21 protein-coding genes are annotated in these 25,022 nt (G+C 56.2%); 7 read left to right on the top strand and 14 right to left on the bottom strand.

Going from position 1 to position 25,022, the window contains the following annotated elements:
* Positions 1-55: 55 nt before the first annotated feature.
* The 11 genes from C8R31_RS04460 to C8R31_RS04405 form a co-directional block, all read right to left on the bottom strand.
* Positions 56-1,162: an HAF repeat-containing protein gene (locus C8R31_RS04460; protein ID WP_107692883.1), complete on the bottom strand. Its 1,107-nt coding sequence runs from the start codon at positions 1,160-1,162 to the stop codon at positions 56-58.
* A gap of 269 nt (positions 1,163-1,431) precedes the next feature.
* Entirely contained in the window at positions 1,432-2,547 is a 1,116-nt protein-coding gene (locus tag C8R31_RS04455) for an HAF repeat-containing PEP-CTERM protein (RefSeq protein ID WP_107692882.1), read from the bottom strand.
* 674 nt (positions 2,548-3,221) lie between these two features.
* On the bottom strand, positions 3,222-4,376 hold the full coding sequence (locus tag C8R31_RS04450) for an HAF repeat-containing PEP-CTERM protein (RefSeq protein WP_107692881.1): 1,155 nt from the start codon (positions 4,374-4,376) through the stop codon (positions 3,222-3,224).
* Between the two features lie 270 nt (positions 4,377-4,646).
* Entirely contained in the window at positions 4,647-5,753 is a 1,107-nt protein-coding gene (locus C8R31_RS04440; RefSeq protein WP_107692879.1) for an HAF repeat-containing protein, read from the bottom strand.
* Between the two features lie 343 nt (positions 5,754-6,096).
* Positions 6,097-7,203, bottom strand: coding sequence for an HAF repeat-containing PEP-CTERM protein (locus C8R31_RS04435; protein ID WP_107692878.1), 1,107 nt, complete (start codon positions 7,201-7,203; stop codon positions 6,097-6,099).
* Positions 7,204-7,269: 66 nt separating this feature from the next.
* A complete protein-coding gene (locus C8R31_RS04430) occupies positions 7,270-8,385 on the bottom strand; it encodes a PEP-CTERM sorting domain-containing protein (protein ID WP_258192543.1) in 1,116 nt (371 codons plus the stop codon).
* Positions 8,386-8,519: 134 nt separating this feature from the next.
* Positions 8,520-9,680 carry an HAF repeat-containing PEP-CTERM protein gene (locus tag C8R31_RS04425; protein WP_107692877.1) on the bottom strand — a complete coding sequence of 387 codons (1,161 nt, stop codon included), beginning with the start codon at positions 9,678-9,680 and terminating at the stop codon, positions 8,520-8,522.
* Positions 9,681-9,845: 165 nt separating this feature from the next.
* Complete coding sequence (locus C8R31_RS04420) at positions 9,846-10,964, bottom strand: HAF repeat-containing PEP-CTERM protein (RefSeq protein ID WP_107693441.1); 1,119 nt, start codon at positions 10,962-10,964, stop codon at positions 9,846-9,848.
* Between the two features lie 186 nt (positions 10,965-11,150).
* Positions 11,151-11,549 (bottom strand): PEP-CTERM sorting domain-containing protein, encoded by a 399-nt coding sequence (locus C8R31_RS04415; protein ID WP_181320434.1) that lies wholly within the window; start codon positions 11,547-11,549, stop codon positions 11,151-11,153.
* Positions 11,527-12,279, bottom strand: coding sequence for an HAF repeat/PEP-CTERM domain-containing protein (locus C8R31_RS04410; RefSeq protein ID WP_107692875.1), 753 nt, complete (start codon positions 12,277-12,279; stop codon positions 11,527-11,529). Before C8R31_RS04410 ends, C8R31_RS04415 begins: the two co-directional genes overlap by 23 nt.
* A 170-nt stretch (positions 12,280-12,449) precedes the next feature.
* Positions 12,450-13,184, bottom strand: a complete 735-nt coding sequence (locus tag C8R31_RS04405; protein ID WP_107692874.1) for a PEP-CTERM sorting domain-containing protein — start codon at positions 13,182-13,184, stop codon at positions 12,450-12,452.
* Between the two features lie 83 nt (positions 13,185-13,267).
* On the opposite strand from C8R31_RS04405, the gene C8R31_RS15990 reads away from it, so the two are divergent.
* Together C8R31_RS15990 and C8R31_RS04400 are read left to right on the top strand one after the other, a co-directional pair.
* The gene (locus C8R31_RS15990) at positions 13,268-13,405 is read left to right on the top strand and encodes a hypothetical protein (protein ID WP_181320432.1); all 138 of its coding nucleotides are present in this window, start codon (positions 13,268-13,270) and stop codon (positions 13,403-13,405) included.
* A 539-nt stretch (positions 13,406-13,944) separates the two neighbouring features.
* Entirely contained in the window at positions 13,945-14,139 is a 195-nt protein-coding gene (locus C8R31_RS04400; protein WP_107692873.1) for a hypothetical protein, read from the top strand.
* A 185-nt stretch (positions 14,140-14,324) separates the two neighbouring features.
* Here the strand turns inward: C8R31_RS04400 and C8R31_RS04395 are convergent, their stop codons facing one another.
* The gene (locus tag C8R31_RS04395) at positions 14,325-14,987 is read right to left on the bottom strand and encodes a hypothetical protein (protein ID WP_107692872.1); all 663 of its coding nucleotides are present in this window, start codon (positions 14,985-14,987) and stop codon (positions 14,325-14,327) included.
* 361 nt (positions 14,988-15,348) lie between these two features.
* Positions 15,349-15,843 carry a Spy/CpxP family protein refolding chaperone gene (locus C8R31_RS04390; protein ID WP_107692871.1) on the bottom strand — a complete coding sequence of 165 codons (495 nt, stop codon included), beginning with the start codon at positions 15,841-15,843 and terminating at the stop codon, positions 15,349-15,351.
* Positions 15,844-16,058: 215 nt separating this feature from the next.
* Between C8R31_RS04390 and C8R31_RS04385 the strand changes: the two genes are divergently transcribed.
* The 3 genes from C8R31_RS04385 to C8R31_RS04370 all read left to right on the top strand — a co-directional run bounded on the left by C8R31_RS04385 (position 16,059) and on the right by C8R31_RS04370 (position 18,770).
* Positions 16,059-16,757: a response regulator gene (locus tag C8R31_RS04385; protein ID WP_107692870.1), complete on the top strand. Its 699-nt coding sequence runs from the start codon at positions 16,059-16,061 to the stop codon at positions 16,755-16,757.
* 1 nt (position 16,758) lies between these two features.
* A complete protein-coding gene (locus C8R31_RS04380; RefSeq protein ID WP_107692869.1) occupies positions 16,759-18,126 on the top strand; it encodes an ATP-binding protein in 1,368 nt (455 codons plus the stop codon).
* 443 nt (positions 18,127-18,569) lie between these two features.
* Positions 18,570-18,770 carry a hypothetical protein gene (locus C8R31_RS04370; protein ID WP_107692867.1) on the top strand — a complete coding sequence of 67 codons (201 nt, stop codon included), beginning with the start codon at positions 18,570-18,572 and terminating at the stop codon, positions 18,768-18,770.
* 127 nt (positions 18,771-18,897) lie between these two features.
* Here the strand turns inward: C8R31_RS04370 and C8R31_RS04365 are convergent, their stop codons facing one another.
* Entirely contained in the window at positions 18,898-19,392 is a 495-nt protein-coding gene (locus C8R31_RS04365) for a VOC family protein (protein ID WP_258192542.1), read from the bottom strand.
* Positions 19,393-19,748: 356 nt separating this feature from the next.
* Here C8R31_RS04365 and C8R31_RS04360 point away from each other — a divergent pair, with 356 nt between their 5' ends.
* Together C8R31_RS04360 and C8R31_RS04355 are read left to right on the top strand one after the other, a co-directional pair.
* Positions 19,749-21,071, top strand: coding sequence for a hemolysin family protein (locus C8R31_RS04360; protein WP_107692866.1), 1,323 nt, complete (start codon positions 19,749-19,751; stop codon positions 21,069-21,071).
* Positions 21,072-21,666: 595 nt separating this feature from the next.
* The gene (locus C8R31_RS04355) at positions 21,667-24,924 is read left to right on the top strand and encodes a hypothetical protein (RefSeq protein ID WP_181320431.1); all 3,258 of its coding nucleotides are present in this window, start codon (positions 21,667-21,669) and stop codon (positions 24,922-24,924) included.
* Positions 24,925-25,022: the final 98 nt, after the last annotated feature.

The raw sequence follows: 25,022 nt of genomic DNA, 5'->3' as shown, positions 1-25,022 counted from the left end.
GGCACGGCGCCGCCCCGGCTTCACTCACCGGAACCATCTCAACTTCCCACCGCGTTTACGCGTGCATCGACGTTCGCCGTCCCATTAACGCGATCATGAAGAGCCCCGCAAGCAACATGACATAGGATTCCGGTTCGGGAATACCCAGCGCGATTACCTGGCCCATGTTATTAATATCCATGGCTCGGGTGAGAATAGCGCCGCCCGGCACGTCCACGAGCGAATTCAGGTCGATCATGCCAGTACCATCAGGATTGATGATAAAAGCGTGGTCAAGGCCATCGATGGAGGTAGCGGAAAATCCCACCACTTGCCCGGCTTCGTTGATGTCATTAGCCACACTGGAATTGCGCCCCAGGGTGCCCAAGTCCCTCATCCCCACCCCGCCGGGGCCAGTGATGAAAGCAAACCCTCCCTGACCCGAATCGTCTTTTGAGGAAAATCCTACGACCTGCCCCGCACCGTTGATAGCATTAGCGTGGCTAAAGCTTCCGCCCAAAGTCCCAAGGTCTCTCATATTCGCGCCACCCGGGTCGGTGATAAAAGCGTGTGAATTCCCTGACACCGGTGTCCACCCGACCACCTCGCCACGATCATTGACACCAAAAGCCACGCTGTAATTTCCCTCCAGGTATCCTAGATCTTTCACGCCGATGCCATTCGGGCCAGTGATAAAAGCATGAAAATCATCGCCGGTTCCGCCGACGACCTGCCCAGCCGCGTTGATGTCCTGAGCAACGCCCCCGAAAAGATCCCTTATACCCATCCCGCCGGGCCCGGTCATGAAAGCACGGGGAGCGCCTTCGGGCGTGGCCGAAAATCCAACCACCTGGCCCGCATTATTGATGCCATAAGCTTGGCTCCTCGAATTCGCGCTTGGGGTACCGAGATCAGTCATGCCCACGCCATCTGGGCCGGTGATAAAAGCGCGTTGCGTGCCGGCAGACGTGTTGGAACTTCCTACTACCTGTCCAGAATCGTTAAGGCCGTAGGCCCTGGTGAAACCGCCCCCCAGATCTCCGAGTTCGGTCACCGTCCTGCTATTGAGATCGATAAGGTAGGAGCGTTCCTGCGCAGCGGCATGAGCAATAAAACCGGGCCCAGCGAACAAGGTTGCAGCGAGAATAAAGCTTCCGACGTTAAAGCCGCGCGTTTTTCTCATGATGAAGAACTCCTCGGGAAGGGGTACTGCCCAGCGGAAAGCACGATCTCAGAATAGACAACCGGCCTGCGTTGTCAAGCAGGATGAGCCCCGCTTCGGCCAGTCGACAACCAGCACAACAGCGTTTGGTCGCCTGCTTCTAACGGTGAGGCCCCCATTCCGCTCAACCGCTTTTAATTGAGCCACCCAACGAACTATCCTCAAGAACAAGTCGCTCGGACGCGGCGCTTCGCTGTTCGCCTCTTCCTTTACCCATTTTTCGATATCTTTTATGCCGGCCGCCACTTTCGCCGAGCCATGAACCCGACCAGCCCCAACCCCGCGAGCAACACGAGATACGAGTCCGGCTCCGGGATAAATGCGGTGGCGATGACTTGGCCCGTGTCATTGATGCCAGTAGCTTGCGATAGAACCAGCCCATCAGGCAGATCAAGCAGCAAATTGAGGTCCATCATGCCTTCCCCATCAGGACCGGTGACGAAGGCATGGAATAAACGATCTTCATCAGTGTAAGAACTTCCCACCACCTGCCCGGCGTCGTTGATGCCCAAAGCTTCGCTGGAATTAAAGGGAAAAATACCGCCCAACGCGCCAAGGTCTTTCATACCCATGCCATCTGGACCAGTGATAAAGGCATGGAAATTGGACTCTCCCACTACTTGCCCGGCATCATTGATGTCACGGGCGACACTATCCCCGCCTAACGTGCCAAGGTCTCTCATTCCCATGCCGTCAGGGCCGGTGATGAAGGCATGGGAATCGCCAAATTCACCAGTGCTAGACTCTCCCACCACCTGTCCGGCCTCGTTGATGCCCCGAGCAACGCTATAATACCCCCCCAACGTGCCAAGGCTTCTCATCCCCATGCCATCCGACCCAGTAATAAAGGCATGGGAACCGGACACTCCCACCACTTGCCCCGCATCGTTGATGCCCGTAGCGAAGCTGTGAATACCGCCGAGCGTGCCAAGGGGTCTCATCCCCCTCCCACCGGGGCTGGTGATGAAGGCATGACTATCCAATTCAGGCGTGCTCGACCAACCCGCCACCTGCCCCGCCTCATTAACACGCCATCCAATGCTGTTATAATCGTATGGCGCACCTAACGTGCCAAGGTCCCTCATACCCATCCCGTTCGGGCCGGTGATGAAAGCATGGGCAGCCCCTTCCACCGTTGAAGAATAACCCACCACCTGCCCCTCATCGTTGATGTCATATGCCACGCTGAAATTCCCGCCTAAAGTGCCAAGATGGGTAACTGTCTTGCTGTTGAGGTCGATGAGGTATGAGGCCTGTTGGGCAGAGGCTCCGGTGCCCAAACCCAGACCAAAAAATGCTGCAGCGAGGATAAAGCCACGGACTTTGAAGCCAAGGATGATTTTCATAATGGATCCTCTTCGGTTTTTTTCTGCAAAAGGCCTATCCCAGGGCTAATGGCCTCTCTCATGCCCATCCCGTTAGGCCCGGTGATGAAGCCATGGGATTGGGATTACCTGTGGTCGGATGTAACCACCCTCCTACCTGCTCCGCATTGTTAATGCCGGCAGGATAGACGCCTACCCCGCCTGAGGTACCGAGTTCCCGCATTCCCCTGCCATCGGGACCGGTGATGAAACCGTGCAGGAAAAGCTTCCTCTCCTCAACTTGTCAGACTGCCCCACCACCTTCCCCCCATCGTTGACATCATAAGCTTGGCTGAAACCCCCGCCCAAAGTGCCAAGGTCTCTCATGCCCTTGCCGCCGTGACCCGGTGATGAACGGATGCCGGTCGAATTCAGACGTGATCGAATATCCCGCAACCTGCCCGGCATCGTTAATGCCCGAGGCGACAGTACGATTGCCGCTTAAGGTTCCAAGTTCGGTTACTGTCCTGCTCTGAGGTCGACAAGGAACGGGCGTTCCTGGGCAGTGGCATGAGTAACGGGGCTGAGACCCGCCATCAGGGCTGTGGTTAGAATGAGACTGCGGACTTTGAAGCAATGTCTGAGCGTCATCGTATCCTCCCGCAAGGCGGCGTTGGCAATCCATTGCTTCAAGGTAGGTGATGGAACTTAAGCTGTCAAAGGCGACCCATGTTCATCCAGGGGTTTTCTGCCTTCTTGCGGCGTGCAAAGAGTCCGATCAAACCCAGTCCGAAAAGAATCATCACATAAATCTTCGGCTCGGGAATTTGAGGGTAAGCAACGACCTGGCCGGAATTGTTGATGAGTACCGCTTCGCCAAGAACAACTCCGCCTGGCAGGTCAACCAGCGAATTGAGATCAACCATAGCGTTGCCATCGGGACCGGTAATGAAAGCACGCGAAAGAGCTCCCTCAGTAGCTCTGAACGATCCCACCACCTGACCCGCATCGTTGATATCACGGCCAACGCTATTAGCCCCGCCTAAAGCGCCGAGATCCCTCATACCCATGCCGTCGGGGCCGGTGATGAAAGCATGAGCTTCGCCGCCCGTCGTATAAGACAGTCCCGCCACCTGCCCCGCATCGTTAATACCAGACGCCAAGGTAAAATCGCCGCCGAGCGTGCCAAGGTCTCTCACTCCCGTTCCATCTGGACCAGTGATGAACGAACCAGTCTCGTACGGAGACGAGCCTACTATCTGTCCGGCATCGTTAACGTGAGTAGGGATGCGTCCGACTCCGCCTAAAGTGCCAAGGTCTCTCATGCCCACCCCATCCGGGCCAGTGATGAAAGCATGCTGAGTTTCTCCGACTATGGTGGATACACCCACCACCTGCCCGGAATTATTGATGTCGCAACCCTCGGAAAAGGTTCCCCCTAAACTCCCGACATCCCTCATGCCCACCCCATCCGGGCCAGTGATGAACCCACGGTATTCCCATGCGGAAGAATCGGCGGCATATCTGGTCGAAATTCCCACCACCCGGCCCGCATTGTTGATGCCATGAGCCACGCTGTAGGATACGCCTAAAGTGCCAAGGTCCCTCATGCCCACCCCATCCGGACCAGTGATTAAGGCATGGTAGTCCTTCCCCGGTGTCAGGAATATTCCAGCCACCTGCCCCGCATCGTTCATCGCCCGTGCAGGTTCCAGGAAGAGATCCGCGACTTCAAGCTCGGTCACTGTTCTGCTATTAAGGTCAATAAGGTAAGGATGCAGCTGCGCTGCAGCCGGAGTAATAAAACCGAGACCAAATAGGGCTGAAGCGAGGATAACGCGCCGCACCCTGGAACGACGGGTAATCTTCATGATGAAGGTCTCCTGGGGAAAGGCAGGCACTGCCAGCAAAGCATGTTCTAAAATTAGACCGCAAAGCGGGATTGTCAAGGCAACACAAAATTCGCGTAGAGTGCCGATTACGGCAGCCCACAAAGACATCCGGACTGCGGTGAAGCGCTGGGATTGCTACGGTAGGGCTTTAGGCGGGCATCAGCAGGCTAACAACCACCGGCCGCCTGCCGGCGACCACCGTGAAGGCGCCGGTGAGATGGGGAGTACCCAGGAGTTCCTGGAGAGTTTCTAGAGCAACAGCCGCTTCCGCCGCTCTATCAACGCGATCAGGCCCAGCCCGGCAATTATCATGACATAAATCTTCGGCTCGGGAATTTGGGGGGACGCAGGGTACGCAATGACCTGACCCGCGTTATTGATCTCCCTCGCTTCGGTAAGAACAACCCCATCAGGCAGGTCAACCAGTGAATTGAGGTCGGTCATGCCATCGCCATTAGGGCCGGTAACAAAAGCATGCAAAGAACCATCTGCCGTAATACTGGATATTCCAACCACCTGGCCCGCATCGTTGATGTCCCAGGCCGAGCTGTAATCCCCTCCAAGCGTCCCAAGTTCCTTCACATCGACGCCGTTCGAGCCAGTAATGAAGGCGTGAGGTCCCATCGACCCCACGACTTGACCCGCATTATTGATCCCGGTGGCCTCACCCCAGGCGTCACCAAGGGTACGCACGCCAACCCCATTTGGGCCAGTGATGAAAGGACGAAAAAAAGAATCGCCTCCCGGCGGCAAGATACCTCCCACTACTTGGCCAGCATCGTTGATGTCCCAGAAGCGCACAGAAGCTCCGAAAATTTCACCAAACGCCTCAAGTTCTCTCATGCTGCCGCCATCGGGGCCGGTGATGAAAGCACGTGTACCACGGCTCGCCGTACTGGACGTGCCCACCACCTGCCCGATATCATTGACCGCGTCCGCCCAGCTGAAATCCCCCCCAAGCGTCCCAAGGTCTCTTATACCCACTCCATCCGGCCCGGTAATGAAAGCATGTGACTCACCAGTGGGAGGGGGAAAAAAAATATTTCCCCCCACCACCTGCCCGGCATTGTTAATATCCCAAGGGCTTGCCCAGGGGCCAAGGTCCCTTATGCCCATTCCGTCGGGGCCGGTAATGAAAGCCCCGCGATCAGATGACCCCGCCACCTGCCCCGCATCGTTGATCGCCGCTGCGTGAGTGCTTATCCCTCCCATCGGGCCGAGCGTGGTTGCTGTTCTGCTGTTAAGGTCAACGAGGTAGGGCTGTAACTGGGCTGCAGCAGGAGTAATAAATCCGAGGCCGGCGAGCAAGGCTGCGATGAAGGTTAAGCTCCCGGGTTTGAATCCATATGTGCGCATGACCTGCTCTCCTTAATAAAGGACGGGCTGCTACGAACAAAACCAGTTCTAACCGTAGACGACAGGCCTGAATTGTCAAGGCGGGAAAAATTTCCGCTTGCGCCTATCCAGGCTCAGCCAGGGCTCGAACACATCGGCGGATTTGCCCTGCTTTGCTGGAAAAGTAAGGTGTCAGGTGGTATAAAACGCGGAGGTCAGGCGGGAGGCGCGGGACGACTCAGACCGGATAAGTGGAGCTTCTCCGAACGTTTAGACCAGCACGCATTTTCGCCGCGCCATCGATCCAACGGTCGCTCACTGGCCTGAGGCGGTAATCGGATACGGGGAGAGTATCTAAGAGTTCCTAGACCAGCAGGTGCTTCCGCCGCGCCACGAACCCGATCAGAGCCAACCCCGCCAGCAACATGATGTAGGATTGGGGTTCGGGTATACCCATCGCGCTGACCTGGCCTGCGTTATTAATGTCGATCTCGTAAACCTGAACCAATCCTTCTGGCAGCCCCACCAGCGAACTCAGGTCCGTGAGGCCCTCGCCACCGGGACCGGTGATGAAAACATGCTCAGCGCCGGTGGAGATAGTTGATCGTCCCACTACTTCCCCGGCATCGTTAATCCCCTGTGCGACGCTAAACCCTCCACCAAGCGTCCCAAGGTCTCTCATACCCACGCCATCGGTCCCGGTAATGAAAGCATGCGTAACACCCGAGGAAGCGCGGTAAGCCCCCACCACCTGCCCCGCAGCGTTAATATCGTAAACATCGGTTATAGCGCCACCCAACGCACCAAGGTCCTTCATGCCCATTCCATCGGGACCGGTAATGAAAGCGCCCTGCGCACCGGCGGATGTCACGTAATGCCCTGCCACCTGGCCAGAATCGTTGATAGCCAATGGAGTGCTGGTTCTCCCACCCGAAGTGTCAAGGTCCCTCATGCCCATGCCATCGGGGCCGGTAATGAAGCCATGATAACTACCCGCGGATGTGAAGGACTGTCCCACCACCTGTCCCGCAGCGTTGATATCGTGAGCAGAGGTACTTCCTCCTCCCAAACTGCCAATAGGCCTCATGTTCCTGCCATCAGCCCCGGTAATGAAAGCCTCGCCCGAATGCCCCACCACCTGTCCGGCACCATTAATCGCGGTGGCAGAGCTTTGGTCTACAACCCCAAGTATACCCAGGTCCCGTATGCCGATACCGTCGGGGCCGGTGATGAAAGCATGATATCGGCTGGCAGAGGTAACGGATTGCCCCACCACTTGTCCGAGGTCGTTAATTCCCGTTGCAACAGTGCGTCCGCCCCCCAAACTTCCCAACTCTGTCACTTCTCTACTGTTAAGATCAATCAGGAAGGAACGCTCTGGGTCAGCGGCATAACCATCAAAACCGAAGCCAGCGAACAGGGTTGCACCGAGGAAAAAGCTTCGAACTTTGGAACGATGGGCAATTTTCATACGAAGTTCTCCTTAGGAAAAGACAGGCTGCCAAGCACAAAGCGTGTGGGGCGGATTACCAGGTTCCTATGCCAAAGGTCGCTTTCGGCGAGCCGCAAACACAACCATACCCAGTCCTGCCAGCAGCATGAGATAAGATTCCGGCTCCGGAACACCCGTTGCGATGATCTGTCCCGCGTTATTGATGTCCATGGCGGCAGTTAGAAGAACCCCTTCCGGCAGGAAATCCAGTGAATTAAGGTCCGTCATGCCTGCGCCATCGGGGCCGGTTACAAATGCATGAGTAGCGCCGGCAGAGGTGGAAGAACTTCCAACCACCTGCCCCGCATCATTGAGTCCTTCAGCATCGGTGACGTCGGTACCAGACGCGCCTAACGTGCCAAGTGTCGTCATACCCATACCATTGGGACCCGTGATGCCAGCACCGCCTGCTACCTGACCGGAAGCGTTAATGTCGGTGGCAACGTCGCCACGCCCTCCAAAAGTGCCAAGAACCACCGTCCCGGCGCCGTTGGGGCCGGTTATGAACGAAACAAAATCGCCCCCCGAAGTTACGGATAACCCGAGCACCTGCCCGGCATCGTTTATCGCAAAAGCATAGTTCGTCGCCCCTCCCGAAGTGCCGTCAAGATCCCTGATGCCCTCACCGCCGGGACCAGTAATAAAAGCATGCGCATCACTACCGGTCTGCGTATCGGTTTGTGTATATCCCACCACTTGGCCGGTATTGTTGATGCCTTCAGCCACGCTTTGATCCCGGCCCAAAGTGCCTAAGTCCCGCATCCCGACGCCATTGGGGCCAGTCATAAAGGCACGACGCGCGCCAGTCGCCGTGTCGGCGAAGCCTACCACTTCCCCCGAATCGTTAATCCCTAATGCCCGGCTGAAGTTGCCGCCTAGCGAACCAAGATTTCTGATGCCCTGGCCACTCGGACCGGTGAGGAACGCGTAATGACCCCCTTCAGGGGTAGTCGCTCCGCCCACCACTTGCCCTGCATTGTTTATGCCGCCGAAGGTGCTGAACCCGCCGAAAGTCTTAATCTCGCTCACTGTCCTTTTGTTAAGGTCCATGAAATAGAGAATTTCCGCATCGGCATGAGTAGCAATGCTCAGGACAGCTAAAAGCACCGGACCAAGGACGAAAATGCCGACTTTAAAGCCCCCGTTTTTTTTCATATTCATTTTGGGCACTCCTTGCAAAGAACTGAACCGCAACAGAGAAAAGCACGTTTTTAGAGTAGACGGCCTAGGCGAATTGTCAAGAACGGGCGACTTCCGGCCAGCCCGGGTAAAAGCTTGGATTAGATCTCGTAGCCTCAACACTCAGGCCCTTTTATATCCGCTTTTTTATACGGCAGGCGCTTCGGCCGCGCCATGAACCCAATCAAGCCCAAGCCGACCAGCAGCAACGCATAGGTCTCCGGTTCCGGAACGCCGGTAGCAATCACTTGTCCACTGTTATTGATATCCACGGCATTCATTAGAAGCACCCCCGGGGGCAGATCAACCAGTGAATTGAGATCGGTCATGCCTTCGCCGTTGGGACCGGTTATGAAAGCATGCTCTCCGCCTTCAGCAGTGCTGGTAGTTCCCGCCACCTGGCCCGCATCGTTGATGCCGGAAGCCCAGCTAATGCCCCCGCCCAAAGCGCCAAGATCCATCATGCCTACCCCATCGGGAGCCGTGATGAAGGCATGGTGACCTTCAGCAGCAGTATCAGAACTTCCCACCACCCGGCCCGCAGCGTTAATGTCATTAGCATAGCTGTTTCGCCCGCCTAAAGTGCCAAGGTCCCTCATGCCCATCCCATCAGCGCCCGTAATGAAGCCGTGGAAATATTGTTCAGCTGTGGTAGAATGCCCCACTACCTGCCCCGCATCGTTGATCCTGCTTGCCGAGCTGAAATTCCCCTCTAAAGCGCCGATATCTCTCATACCCGTCCCATTTGGACCGGTGATGTAGGCATGGGAATCGCGTTCAGCCGTCTCAGATTCACCCACTACCTGCCCGGCGTCGTTAATACCTTGAGCGGCGCTGAAATCCCCACCTAACGAGCCAAGGTCCCTTATGCCCTCGCCATTAGGCCCAGTGATGAAGGCAGTTGTAGAAGAAGGAGTTGGAGTAGAACGTCGTCCCACCACTTGCCCCGCCTCATTGATGTCCGCGGCGTCATCGGCGACACTGCTACCTGCCAAGCCCAGATTTCTCATCCCCATGCCATCAGGACCGGTAATGAAGCCATGGAGTCCCTGACCTGGGGGAAAATAATATCCCACCACTCGTCCGACATCATTCAACGCCCTAGGTACGGTCGTGCCTCCATCCAGGCGTTCGAGTTGGGTTACCGTCCTTGTGTTGAGGTCAATCAGAAATGGAAAGCGTTCCTGGGCGACGGCATGAGTACCATGGCCCAGGCCGATAATCAGGGCAACGCTCAGAATGAGGTTGCTCACTTTGAAGCAACGGTTCAGTGACATGGCATCTCCGGCAAGGCATGTTTAGGATCGCTTACTTCAAAATAGGTGATGGAAGTTAAGCTGTCAAAAGGCAGCCTCTATTTATCCCAAATTTTCGCCTTCTTTCGCCTCACCATTATGTGCTCCGCATTGTGTTTAAGTATGAAGAGTCCATTACTCATTAGTTCATGCAGCTGCTCGCCCGCGCGCTAAAAAGCCAATCAAGCCAAGGCCTGACAACAGCATTGCATACGTCTCGGGCTCGGGAACTACCACTACTGCCGCCGCAGCCACTTGCCCATGGTTATTGATGGCAGTGGCGCTGTTAAAGTACTTAAAGCCAGGCGTCGGGTCCACCAAGGAGTCAAGCTCGGTCATGCCTACGCCACCAGGGCCGGTGATGAAAGCATGGGCCGGCGCGAACCCGGTCTGGAATACCCCTACCACCTGCCCCGCGTCGTCGATCCCGAAAGCGAAGCTATAGTCTCCACCCAGCGTGCCGAGATCGGTCATGCCTGCGCCATCAGGGCCGGTGATGAAGGCATGAATCTGCCCATTGGCAGTTGCCGAGTACCCTACCACCTGCCCCGCGTCGTTGAGCCCGAAAGCGTAGCTATAGTCTCCACCCAGCGTGCCGAGATCGGTCATGCCCATGCCATTGGGGCCCGTGATGAAGGCATGGCCAGCCCCGTTTACCCCTACCACCTGCCCCGCATCGTTGATCCCTCTAGCAACGCTATAGTCTCCACCGAGGGTGCCGACGAGATCGGTCATGCCTTCGCCATCAGGGCCGGTGATGAAGGCATGGGTCTGCCCGTTGGCAGTCGTGGATTCCCCTACCACCCGCCCCGCGTTGTTGATCCCGAAAGCTTGGACCCAGGTTCCGCCCAGCGTGCCAAGTTCGGTCATGCCTACCCCATTAGGGCCGGTGATGAAACCAGCGAACTGCTGATTGCCAGTAGCGTACGATTGCCCTACCACTTGCCCCGCATCGTTGATCCCGTAAGCGATGCTCCTGGCTCCGCCGAGCGTGCCGAGATCGGTCATGCCAGCGGCATCAGGGCCGGTGATGAAGGCATGGGTCAGCCCGCCGCCTATATCGGATTCCCCTACCACCTGCCCCGCCTCGTTGATCCCCAAAGCACGGCTATTGAACCCACCGGGGAGGATGCCAGGGTAGGTTACTTCCTTGCTGTTAAGGTCAACCAATAAAGCAACCTGGGCGAGCGCGGAGGATGCGAACCCAATAGTCAGGACCGCGGTCAGGATAAGGTTGCGCGGTGTGTAGCAGCGGTGAATGTTCATCAGATCCTCCACAGAGATCACGACAAGATCAGCGTGTTTTCGATATTCAGGATAGATCACGAATGTTAGAGCGGATGTGATACGTACAGCGATTGAAAGCTGATGCATCGTTTTTTGAGCAAAAAGACATGAGATAACAAGGAAGCGATCGAGGGACACCAACCTTTATGCTTGCGGTGGAAATTCCTATGCAGTTGCTCGCCCGCGCGCTAAAAAGCCGATCAGGCCAAGGCCTGACAGCAGCATTGCATACATCTCTGGCTCCGGAACTACTACTGCCACTGCAGCCAGCTGCCCGTGGTTATTGATGGCATTAGCGTCCGTAAAGTTGTAAGTAAAACCAGTCGGCGGATTCACCAAGGAGTCAAGACCAGTCATACTTAAGCCATTGGGGCTGGTGATGAAGGCGTGGAGCCCCCGGTTATCAGCATCTTGGGCTGCCCCTACCACCTCTCCCGCGTCGTTGATCCCGTAAGCGACGCTTTGGTTTCCACCGAGTGTGCCGAGATCGGCCATGCCTGCGCCATCAGGGCCCGTGATGAAGGCATGCTCCTGACCGTTGTCAGTCCTGGATACGCCTATCACCTGCCCCGCGTCGTTGATCCCAGTAGCCCAACTCGTTGTCTCCACCGAGCGTGCCGAGGTCGGTCATGCCGGCGCCATCAGGGCCCGTGATGAAGGCATGGGTCTGCCCGTTGCCAGTGTAGGAGTACCCTACCACGCGCCCCGCGTCATTGATCCCGGTAGCGTAGCTCACGTCTCCACCGAGTGTGCCGAGATCGGTCATGCCTAGGCCATCAGGGCCGGTGATGAAGGCATGGGTCAGCCCTTTGTCAGTCTCGGAGTACCCTACCACCCGCCCCGCGTCATTGATCCCGTTAGCATAGCTGTCGTCTCCACCGAGTGTGCCAAGATCGGTCATGCCTATGCCATCACGGCCCGCGATGAAGGCATGGGTCAGCCCTTTGTCAGTCTCGGAGTACCCTACCACCCGCCCCGCGTCATTGATCCCGTTAGCATAGCTGTCGTCTCCACCGAGTGTGCCAAGATCGGTCATGCCTATGCCATCACGGCCCGCGATGAAGGCATGGGTCTGCCCGTTGGCAGTCCCGGAGTACCCTGCCACCTGCCCCGCATCATTGATAGCGTTTGCATAGCTCCGGTCTCCACCGATTGTGCCAAGGTTGATTGCTTCCTTGCTGTTAAGGTCAACTAAAAAAGCACGCTCCTGGGCGAGCGCGGAAGATGCGAACCCAATAGTCAGAATTGCGGCCAGGATAAGGTTGCGCAGTGGGTAGCAATGCTGAATGTTCATCAGATCCTCCGCCAAAGATTACGACAAGGTTGACCAGCGTGTTTTCGATATCCCAGTATAGGTTATGAATGTTAGAGCGGATGTGACAGGTACAGCGATTGAAAGCTGATCTATCGTTTTTTCGAGCAAACGCATGAGGTGACAAGGAAGCCAAAGAGGGAAATCATCCTTTATGCCTTGGATGGTAAATTCCATGCAGTTGCTCGCCCGGGCGCTAAAAAGCCGATCAAGCCAAGGCCTGACAACAGCATTGCATACATCTCCGGTTCGGGAACTACAGCTACTGCAGCCAGTTGCCCATGGTTATTGATGGCTGTAGCGTGGGCAAAGTAAGCAAAACCGGGCGGCGGACTCACCAAGGAGCCGAGGTCGGTCATGCCTCCGCCATTGGCGCCCGTGATGAAGACATCGAACTGGCCTTTGTCAGTGTACGAGTACCCTACCACCTGCCCGGCGTCGTTGATCCCGGAAGCGAAGCTATAGTCTCCGCCGAGTGTGCCGAGATCAGTCATGCCTACGCCTTCAGGGCCGGTGAGGAAGGCATGGGTCCCCCCGTTGACAATATCGGATCCCCCTGCCACTTGCCCGGCGTCGTTGATTCCGTAAGCGATGCTCACGTCTCCACCGAGTGTGCCGAGGTCGGTCATGCCTACGCCATCAGGGCCGGTGATGAAGGCACGGACCTGCCCGTTGTCAGTCACGGATTCCCCTACCACCTGCCCCATGTCGTTGATCCCCCTGGCGAAGCTAAAGTCTCCACCGAGTGTGCCGAGGTCGGTTGCTTCCTTGCTGTTAAGGTCAACTAAAAAAGCACGCTCCTGAGCAAGCGCGGAAGATGCGAACCCAATAGTCAGGACTGCGGCCAGGATAAGGTTGCGCAGTGTGTAGCAGTGGTGAATGTTCATCAGATCCTCCAACGAAGATCAGGACAAGGTTGATCAGCGTGTTTTCGATATTCAAGTATAGGTTATGAAATGTTACAGCGGATGTGACACAGTACAGCCCCTGCTGGTGGCCGCTGGATGCCGATGTGGACGAACCCGCCACTTCACCGCTATTGTTCATTCCATATGCCGAGCAAGGAGACCGAGCCGAACTGCCAAGGCAGGATGAATTCCTGGTTTAGGTCAAGTTAGGCCAACCAGCACATAAATGCATCTGCAATGCTGTAGTAGTCCGTTTGCAGAGTCAGGCAGGGTAAAAGCCCGGGGCTCCTCCAGCACATGGGCGCGCGAAAGCATCGATCGTGTAATGGTAATAGTTTCTGAGGCGTGTTTTAGACGAGCACGCGCTTTCGTCGCAACATGGTCCCATCAGGCCGCTCCTACCAGAGGCATGACAGGTCTTCGACTCTTGTCCAGCAGGAATCCGGTGCTGCTGACTGTGTACTTCCGTCGCCGTGCTGCTTCGGTAGTGCGTGCGTTCTTAGGGGATCAGGTAGCTTAATACTGAAGCCCAATCGGCAGACAGAGCACGAACGTTTATAAAGCCGTCCACTGCCTCATCGATTCACTAAGTGTACTTTGGTCCAATTGTTATAGTTCCGAAAAACCGTAATATCAAAACCGTGTGCAGGAGAAGCGGGGTTCGTTCAATTCAACCGGCTATTCGCGGTTTGGGCTTTTAACTGGAAGGAAGAGCAGTTCAAAATAGAGGAGCGATACTATGGAACTCAGGCTGGAGATTAACTCTGATATTGAATCAAGGCTGAACCGCCTGATCGAGCGGTATGGGCACGACAGGGAATACTATCTGTCTGAGCTGACACGCACGGGCATCAGGAACCTTGAGAGCGCATACTGGGCCGAGAGCAGCATCGACTCGAACGACGTGATGAGCCGATACGCGTTGGAGGATTAGCCTAAGTAATCCTGTAGCGGCAAGCAAACAGGGCTGCGGCGCGCACAAAGCTGGGGATTCTGTAGCGATGGGTGACCTTCATGATGAAGTTCTCCTGAGGAAAACAGCGCTCCCGCTGACCCTACAACCGGGGCGCTTCGTTTTCAATATAGAAGACCGCTCAAATCATGCTCAAAAATTTCGGATCAGGTATACCCCTCCTCCCATTTAACCGGCGCAAACCGGATCAGCGGCAACGGTGGGTCTCCAACACTGCCGAGGTCCTGAAGCGCGCGGGAAAGATCGAGCAAAATGTCGGGGGACTTGGGCGACGGAACGGGAATGTCGAATTCCAGCGACAATCGATACCGTTTATGGGGCTCGGTGAGGGACACCCCTCCTCCGACATCGCGGTGATCCCATACTCCGCCGGTATTCGTCTGCTGTCCCTCCGCATCCCACATACCAAACTCAAACCCCCGCACTGCTGGATAATGCGTGCTGCCGATCACGAGCGATGCAAGTAGCGGCCGGAACACAAACCCGCCTGTCCGCGGCGTCACGTCCACAAAGACCCGGGTCTTCCCGGGCCGATAATTTTTGGGATATAGATTGCGCGGGTCAACAGAGAGCGGCAAGCCGAAGAAAATCTGCGTGTCGTAAGTTTGCAGCCGGTTGTCGATACCGACATGCAGATTCAATCCGGGGAGGTTCAGCTCAGGCCCCTCGGTCGAACGCTGCCGCTGGGGTGCGACGGGAGCAGTACCATCGAAATAAGCGGCACTTTCCCAGCCGCCGCGAAATCCTGCGCAGCCGGTAACGATGACGCATAGCGGCAGGATGATGCAAAGTCCCGATAGTCTGTTCATACCAACCTATTGATATATGAAAACAATTGTCGAGGTGCGGCACATCCGCCATGAGTTGAAGGTGTGGTCCGCATTGTGAAATACCGGCAGACGAACCTAACCCTTAGTTACCTTGGCTCAGTTACCTGGTTCCGTTAACTCGCCATGGCGGATTCCGGCGATTTACGCGCGCCTGATATTGACCCTCCCCTATTCCGGATTGCGCCCGTCCTTAGGAACCATTAGGCGACTCCCCAAATAGGCCCTGCCTGTCGGCAGGGCTCGGGCTTATCCCGGGGGCAGGATCAAATCTCCTTCGGCTGGCGGCCATTGTTCCACAGGTCGCGCAGACCCGGATTATATTCCCTGGACCGGTTGCGTTTCAGGCTTTATTGCGATGCTCCTGCCGATGCTTCTCACGCATCTGTTTCATCTGCTCCCGCTGGGCATCGGTGAACACATTATTTATGTCATTACGTGTCCGGCTGCGCTGAATGGTCAGGTCGGCCACCAGATTACCCCGCTCCCGTGCCAATGCCTCCAACCGGCTTTCGTCACTGTTTCCGGCTCGCCCAAGTTCTTTTAACGCTTTTCGATTGGTCCGCATTTTTTCCTTTAGATCTGCAAATCGGGGCTTGGCGTTTTCCACAGCCGCTTTAACCGATGCGCGCTGCGCCGTCGTGAGTTGGAGGCGATCCGCCATCTTTTCCCAATACAGCCCTTTGCCCTCCATACCTTGCCCTATCTTTCCGGAACGTGCCCCGTGATGGCATCCTCGCGCGCCGTCTTTCAAATACGTGTCCGAATGCGGATCGGCCAAAGCCATACTGCTTGCCAGTAACCCGCCGATCAATGAAATTTTGACGATTGTTTTCATTTAGCCAGTCCTCTTGATAGTGTTGTCGGAGAATATCGCCGCGAATGTGTACGGCTTGAACAAAGAATACGACCGGGCAATGTCAAGAAGGGTTACGGAAGCGTAAAGTTGTGTAAAGAGTCCGGGGGGCGCTGTATTTGGCCGCATTAATTTGGCAATATCCGTAGCAGATACATCAGGCAAGCCTTTGCAAACGATTAACCTGGAAAAAACGGATGGCCCACATACTGTTGGCGGATGACGATATCGAATTGAGCGGCATGCTGGTGGATTATCTTGCGGTAGAAGGCTTCGATGTCGATGTGGCGCATGATGGCGACATGACGTTAAGTAAAATCGCGGCCAACCAGTATGATCTGCTGATACTCGATGTGATGATGCCGCGCCGAAATGGTTTCGATGTATTGCGTGAACTGCGCACCCGGTCCCAACTTCCTGTGCTTATGCTGACCGCGCGCGGGCATGACGTCGACAGCATCGTCGGGCTTGAGCTTGGAGCAGACGACTATCTCGCGAAACCCTCCAATCCCCGCGTGCTGTTGGCGCGAATTCGCGCAATTTTAAGAAGAGCAGAGGCGCAAGGCGAGTTCCAGAATGGAAAAGATCGGCCCGATCAAATAGTACTTGATGATATCGTCATGCACAATGGTTCCCGCACCGTTACGTGCGGGAACCATTCCATAGCGATGACCAGCACCGAATTCAGTCTGTTGCATGTGCTGTTGCGGGAAGCGGGTCAGGTTGTTTTGAAAGCAACCCTCTCACAGCAGGCGCTCGGCCGCAAGTTAAGCCGTTATGACCGCAGTCTCGATATGCATGTAAGCAACCTGCGCAAAAAGCTGCGCCCGCTGCCTGATGGCCAGGAACGAATCAAGACGGTCCGTGGGGTCGGTTATATTTATTCACGGAACTGATGTGCACAGATTATTCTGGAAAATATTTCTATCGTTCTGGCTTACTTTGGTAATTTTTGCCGCGTTACTCCTGTTCGCGGTTTCCAGCTATCTGGAACACACGCGAACCCAGCAGGATATCGGCAGCATGCGTGCGCGCCTTGCCGAATATCTCGATCAAGCCCAAACAGCAGCAAAACAAAACGGTATCGAAGGCCTTGAAGCATGGCTTAGCCGCCTGGACCGTCGCGAAGCGATACCGATTTTCCTGATTGATGAAAGCGGACAGGACCTTCTGGGGCGTGAGGTTCCCGCTTATATCGTCACAAGGCTGGACAGGAGGCGCCAACATGCGGAACGCATGGAACGAAAGGCCCCGGCTCACCTGCGGTCAATCCGCCTGGCGGATGGAAGCTCGTATCGCATGGTGCCGGACTTCCAGAGCATCACATTGCTCAGGGTGTTGCAGCGGCCGAGAGTTATTGCGTTGCCGGTGACCATTGCAGCCCTGATAAGCGCGCTGGTTTGCCTGTTGCTCAGCCGGTACCAGACGTTCCCGCTGGAGCGGTTGCGGCGCGCCGCCCAACATATCGCAGCCGGCGACCTTACCCAGCGTGTTTCCCCATCCATGGGTACGCGCCGCGATGAAATCGCCGACCTGGCAGGCGCATTCGACAAAATGGCTGAACGCCTCGAAAAAGTCTTCAGTTCGCAACGGCAACTGCTGAGCGACGCCTCCCATGAACTGCGGTCACCGCTCGCACGCATTCAGGTTGCATTAGGTCTTGCTCGCCAGCGATCAAATGGACAGGCCGAAAACGAGCTCGACCGCATCGAAATCGAGATAGAACGCCTGAATGAACTGATCGGCCAGCTTCTTGAGCTCTCCCGCCTCGAAGCGGGAGTGGATGCCGGACGTACTGACAAGGTGGATATACGGGAACTGCTCGAAGGGCTTATAGAAGATGCGCAATTTGAAGCAGCGTCACGTGGTTGCAGGGTCGAATTGCGCGAATCCTTTCCGGCGATTGTCCAGTCCAGCGCCAGGCTGCTGCACAGCGCGATTGAAAACGTCGTGCGCAATGCCATCAGGTACACAAAACCCGATACGACCGTAGAAATAAGCATGCTGCCCGATACAGATCGCCAGGATCGCATCCTCGTTCGGATTCGGGATCGCGGACCCGGCGTACCTGACGAAATGCTGCTCCACCTTTTCGAGCCCTTCGTCAGGGTGGAAGAAGCGAGGGACCGCACAAGCGGTGGATACGGACTCGGGTTGGCCATCGCTGAACGGGCTGTTCGGCTGCATGGCGGCGAAATCATGGCGAGAAATGAACCCGACGAAGGGCTGAGTGTTCATATCCGCTTGCAGCTCGCCGGAACTTGAGGAGCATTTGACCAATCGAGGCCTTTTTCCTCTTATCCTTCTTCCCGAGCCTGGCATTGGAGACCGGTTTAAAAATCGCGGTCGCCTCCCCCTGACGCAGTCGCAGGTGCAGCCACCTCCAGCCCAACGAAAAGGCCCGGAAGCAGGATCGCTGCGACCGGGCCATGGCGTTTGCTTCTATTTCCACTTTCACTGGGAAAGCGACCACCCCACCATTGCTTCCCCGATTGCATGTTACCAATCCTGGGGCACTTTCCTATTGTACTGAAGTACAACCCGACCCTGTCGGACCATGCAAGGCTGCGTCGGATCGATGGATCCCGTCCCTGGGCTCACGTCTATTTTTTCGCGCTTTCGCTCGAATTCACCCCGAATCCCCCTAAACCGACATTGATATTTTGCTTAAAACCCAATACGCTCATCATCTAATCTGGAGGACAAACATGAATGCTGAGTACAAGGGATACAAAATTACTGCCTGGGCGGAGCGTGACGACACAACCGGTCTCTGGAATGGTCGCTACCGGATTCTTGACGAGAAGGGCGTGGTTGCCTACGAAAGCTTCGCCGAGCCGACGGATGATGAAAGCAAGGCGCACGAGGCCGCGAGTGCAAAAGCCCGCGCATGGGTCGATGAGCAATAGCCGTCACTAACTGATTCACCCCGCGGAGTACATCAATCCCGGCCGCCATTACAAGAGTCAGCCTCGTATAACTCGAAAACCAGAAGCCTCCCGGCTTTTCGCGCCGGCTATGCGCGGCCATTCGCCCTCAGTGCTCGATACCCTTTGCGCGCAGTTCAGTCTGCGCCTCCGCGGTCTTTTCCAAGTCCAGCCCCATGTACTTCAGCACCGCGTCCGTCTTGGTAAATTGCAGGTCACGGTATTCAACCACCTGAACACGGTTGCCCCACGGGTCGAGGAAGTCCAGCCTGCCGCCTTCCAGCATGGTTGCCCCTGCCGCTTGGGCGAGCTCCCGCACGCGCGAACGGTCATCAACCACCAGGCCGAAATGCCGCTGGTCATCCGAGGGCTGTTTCCGCCCTCTCATCAGGGCGATGAACTGATCGCCCATGTCGATAAAAGCGGCGCTCTGGCCTCGGCCCCGTAATTTGAAGGCGAAGATGCGGCCGTAGAAGTCCAGCGCCTCGTCGATATCTCCCACCTCAAGGGCAATGTGATTGACTCCGACGATGTGCGGTTTGGTCTTTTCGTCCGCGCTTCTCTCGCTCATGTCTTTCTCATCCATGGTTTCCTCGTCTATCATGCTTTCCCGACTGCACTGGTTTGATTGCACTGGTTTGACTTCCCCCGGTTGATTGCACTTTATCCTTGGCTGCGTCCGCGAATATCTTCATGCCGCCTCATGATATCCCTACCCAACCTGAATTGCCATTGCGAGGCATCACCACGGGGTCTGGCTGCCTGTTAAAGCGCTCGTTGCTCAGGGGTAAATCTTGGGGCAGGTGAATCTTCCCTAAATCTCATCTAACCTGAAGATGATGGTTCGCGGAAATTGTCTTACCCTTCGGTCCAGCCGCTCCGCCGAATATTGCGTTGCCTATTTTCGCTAATCGAGTCGCCTGTTTTCAACTACGGTGTTCGTTCGAACACATATCGCTCATGGAAATCTCTTTACTGTTTGCCCTCATTATTCTCAACGGCGTGTTCGCCATGTCCGAAATCGCGTTGATAACTTCGCGTAGAGCCCAGCTTCAAAACCTGGCACAGAACGGTGACAGCGGCGCAGCCGCAGCAATACAATTGGGGGAAGATCCAAACCGCTTTCTCTCCACTGTCCAGATCGGGATTACCTTCATCGGCATTATGAACGGGATCATCGGCGAGGCCGCGCTGGCGCGTCCCTTCACCGGGTGGATCGAAAACCTGGGAGTTCAAAAACCCCTCTCGGAATATCTCGCCACCGGCGTGGTCGTGGTCGGCATTACCTATTTCACCATCGTGCTGGGCGAACTGGTTCCCAAACGGCTGGGCCAAATTAATCCTGAGTCTGTCGCCCGTTGGGTGTCGCGACCGATGCTGTGGCTGGCGGTTGTCTCCAAACCGTTTGTGAGGTTGTTGTCCGCGTCGACCGCGCTGATATTAAGCGCCCTTGGAATCAAAGAGCAGGGCAGGCCAAGCGTGACTCAGGAGGAAATCCACCTGATGCTTGCGGAGGGCTCGAGCGCCGGGGTGATCGAGCATGAAGAGCACCAGATGATCCGCAATGTGTTCCGCCTGGATGACCGTCAGATTGCATCGCTTATGGTGCCGCGAAGCGACGTTGTCTACCTCGATATCGAGGAACCGCTGGAAGAAAACATCAAGCGGATTGAAGCCAGCGAGCATTCGCGCTTCCCGGTGCTCAAGGGCAGCTGGGAGGAAATACTGGGGGTAGCCAGAGCGCGGCAATTCCTCACTCAGACATTGCGTGGCGAGAAACCAGATCTGACCGAAAATCTGCATCCACCGGTATTCGTTCCGGAGTCCCTTACCGGTATCGAGCTACTGGAAAACTTCAAGAATTCTGGCACCCACCTCGCATTCGTCATAGATGAATACGGCGAAGTGCAAGGCATCGTCACCCTGGAGGATGTGATGGAGGCCATTACCGGCGAGTTCAAGCCGAAACGGCCCGAGGACGCATGGGCAATGCGGCGTGATGATGGCAGCTGGCTCCTGGATGGTTTTATTCCCGTCCCCGAGCTAAAGGACCGGCTCGGCCTTAAGGAGGTGCCAGAGGAAGAAAAGGGACGTTACAACACGCTCAGCGGAATGGTTATGCTGCTCGTGGGAAAACTGCCGCAGACGGGAGACCGCTGCGAATGGGAGGGATGGACCTTCGAGGTTATCGACATGGATGGTAATCGCATCGACAAGGTGCTGGCGACACCAAGAAAGGCAACTCCTGCCGATACCGCTCCGCCGGATGAGCCCGGAAGGTGAATGGGCTGTTTCGCGGAGCAGGATGTATCGTCATCCTGCCCTTTGTCCTCATTCGGTGTATGGGCGAGCCATTTTCGCGATGGGATGGGCATTTCGTTCTCACCGTCCCTCACAACGAATAAAAAACCCGGTAGCAGCAGTGCTGCGACCGGGTCCAAGGCGTTTGCTTCCGTTTACTTGCTTTATTTGTTTCCTTGCTTCTGTTGCTCGTTGCTTGCTGCTTCTGCTGCTTTCACTTGCGTCAGTGACTCTATTTTCACTTAGGGAAGCCTCCCTGCTGCATCAGTGCTTCCCGGGTGATATATTCGCCAATTCCAGGCGGACTGGCTATTGGACTGAAGTACAATGCCGCCTCGAGTTCGACAGGCTCGACAGGTTCGAAAGGCTACCTCAATCGAAGCCGAACCGATCCGTCAGGCGCCTTCCACTTTCCACAGCCACGGCCTCCGTTCCCACTCGGACGCGCCGCGCTTGAGCTACCTGCTTTATAGTTTTGCAGTCCTTTACTATAAATAATGGCAACTCGGCCATTTTGACATTTACTCTCTCGGACCTTACTGCCGCGGCGCAACGCCGCCGTTGAAAGGCTTCTCATATGGCGGAAAAACAGGACGAAAAATCGAAGCTGCCCCTGGCCGGGCTTATTGCGCTGGTTGCAATGGTAAGCGGTTACCTTTATTACGAAGGAATCACGCTTAAAACAGTGCGACCGATCGACAAGGAAAAGGCAACGAGCATGTTCCAGAGAAAGGGCCTGGTTCAATCCCGTTTGTGGCAGGACCCTTTTGAAGCGATCGAGGCACACCGGCAGCTGGAACAAAAGCGTCCAACGCAGCCGGGGGTAAAAGACGACGTGCATACACTCGACAGGCTGGTGGAATCCCTCGTCGGGTCTAGCATTTCCAGCCTGCGGGTGCTCCCGGTATTCGTCGATGGAAGCCCGTACGTCAATGGCGGCGAATCGAGGCTCAAGGATCGTTATGCGGTGGTATCGGCTCTCGGGGCGGCGGGCTACGTGCCGGAATCGGGAGAGTATCTCCGTTTTTTCAAATGGAACCCGTTCAGCGACAGGGATAAGGAAGCAACGGCGGGGCCGGAAGCAGGCATTGGCGACATCGACGTGCTTGTTCCAGTCGAATTGTTTCTCCCAAAGGCGAAATTTCACGGGCAGCCGCATGCTAAACCTGTGCTCATCCTGTGGCTCAAGGAACAGGATGCTGGCGCGCATCCGCTGACGTTCCTGGATGATCTCCTTGCGTCGCTTCACAAAACCTTTGCCAGGCATAAGTCAAAAGTAGACCCGACCTACGAGGTACTCGGGCCCCGAAGCTCCGCGGCGTTAAGCGCCATGCTGAAGGAATTGCAGACCGGACAGCCCGGCGCTTCCCCTCCTGCCTTCGACCGCCTGAAAGATGTTCGTTTCTTTTCCCCATGGGCGACAGCCGAGGATACGTTTCTGCTCGACCGGCCGCCCGCCCTCCCTTCCCGGCAGCAGGACGGTCAGCAAACAAACGAGTCGGTGCAGAAACTGTTCGCAAGGGGGCAGATCAGGCTGACGAGAACCATTGATACGGATGCAGTATTGGCGGAGCAGCTTCTGCAGGAGCTGAAACGCCGCCAGGTCGATTTGAAACCCTGCGCCGACAAAAACTGCAATCCCAAAGTTGCGCTGATCTCCGAGTGGGACACGCTCTACGGACGCTCGCTGCCGCGCACTTTTGCCGCAGTGGCGATGAATAACGGCTCCGGCGCCACGGGTGCGCCCCTGAAGGGCGAAATCGACAAGCTGCGCAGGGATGAATGGCCGGGCTGGGTTTACCGGCATTCGTATCTGGCTGGCCTCGACGGGGAATTGCCAGCCACGGCAAACGATAAGGACAGCGATAAAAAGGACGACAGCCAGGCGAGAATCAGGGCATGGTACGAGGGGGAGCTTCCCGGTGTCGAGCAGAACGCGGGCCAGCGTCCGGAAGGGCGTGCGCAACTCGACTATGTCCTCAGGCTCGCGGCAGCGCTTAAGGAAGAGGAAGCGAAGAACGGGGAGGAGTTCAGGGCCATCGGCGTGCTTGGCAGCGATGTCTATGACAAGCTGCTCATTTTGCAGGCGCTGCGCCCGACATTTCCCCGCGCGATATTTTTTACCACCGATCTTAATGCCCGCCTGGCCTATCCCGCGCAATGGATATCGACGCGCAACCTTATCATTGCTTCGCATTATGGGCTTGAACTTCAATCGGCGCTGCAAACGCCGATTCCGCCATTCCGGGACAGTTACCAGACCTCGCTGTTCTATTCCGCCTTATGGGCGCTGGAACATTTCGTGCCCTCGCAAAAGGTAGATTGTCCAGGCTGCTTCCAGTTGCGCGAAGCGATGGATAAAGCAGAGCCGCTGCTATTTTCCCCTCATGTACAGCCCAGGTTGTATGAAGTCGGGCGGCACGGCGCTTTCGACATCAGCACAAATCCGAATCCGCGTTCGCAATCAACCGGCGACGCCATCAGCATTCACCCTCCCCGTCCCGATTTGAATCGCTTTCCATTCTCCCCTGCCCAGAACTGGCTTGCGCAGGCAGCATGGGTGGCGCTCACCGTTTTCGTCCTGATTGCGGGGGCCATGCTGATCAGCAGTTCGGTGGCGAATGCTCTTCTCAGGCTCGGATCCGATAAATTATTGTGGCTGGCAGTGGCGATCGCGGCGGCAACCGGCTACGCCATCATAGAATGGATAATGTGGAGAGTGCCGAACGCAGCGGAGAACGAGCCATTTACCTTCACCGAAGGAATCAGTGCGTGGCCGGCCGCCATCTTCCGGCTACTCGCGCTAGTGATGAGCCTGGCCTTTCTCTGGTATTCCTGGCGTAAGTTGCAACAGAATGAGCGCACCCTGGCGCAATGCTTTATGTTTGAAGAAAAAAACGAACCTTTGGGTAATAACACACGTGAGGAATCCAGCCCCCGCCCCCTCGGGGCTTGGGGAATTTTCTCCAGCGCCCTCTCCAGCCGGCTGCGCCGCTGTATCGGCCTGCATGTGTGGCGCCCTCAAACCGCGGAGCAGATTGATGCCGGTCACCTGTGGCATGAATACATCACCCTTGGTCAATGGAAAAATTTCGCGGCACGCGCGTTGCCGCAACTGGCTGTCGCCTGGCTGGCCGCCCTGCTGCTGATGAAGCTGCTGGGTTTTCCTCAGACCCCCTGCCGGGGAGATGCCTGCGTCGAGATCAATAATGTAGCTGTCATTCTTGCCGTGATCGCGCTGATGGTTCTGATCTTTTATATCGTGGATTCGACCAGGCTCTGCCGGCGCTGGGTCAACTGCATCGCTATGAAAAAAATCCGGTGGTCTGGCGGGACGCTGGACAAACTATCCGCGGAACGAAACATGAGCAAGCAGACCCTGGAGGAATGGCTCAGCATCGAACTGATTGCCGAGCGCACCACCGTGATCGGCAACTTTATCTATTTCCCGTTCATCATCATGTTCCTGCTGGGTATGGCCCGCCACCGCTACTTCGACAACTGGGATTTTCCCACCGCGCTCATCATTATCTTTACCCTCAACGCCGCACTCGTCATTATCAGCAGCATGGCATTGCGGCACTCGGCGGAGATCGCCAAACGCGAAGTCGTCAAACGGCTTGAGAGCAGGCTCATCCGCTCCCGCCAGATGTCGGATGACGACCAGAACAGACAGGAACTGGAATGGGCGATCCAAGCCATAAAAAACAATCACAGAGGTGCATTCCTGCCGTTTACCCAACACCCGGTATTCGGCGCCGCCGTCGCCTTGCCGTCGGGCGCATACGGCGTGGTGCTCCTGGCCGAGTATCTAGCCACGGGTTTCGGAGGGTAGCGAATCTTTGACAGCCGTCCTTTGCGTCAATATATGAGTGACAATAGTGGACTGTTCCAGGTCTATGTAACAACTCCTAGGCTCAGAGGCCCCTCTGC

It is taken from the genome of Nitrosospira sp. Nsp2 (genome assembly GCF_003050965.1).
GTDB lineage: Bacteria > Pseudomonadota > Gammaproteobacteria > Burkholderiales > Nitrosomonadaceae > Nitrosospira.
The sequence above is the reverse complement of the archived record's forward strand: the minus strand, read 5'-3'. Positions and strand labels throughout refer to the sequence as shown.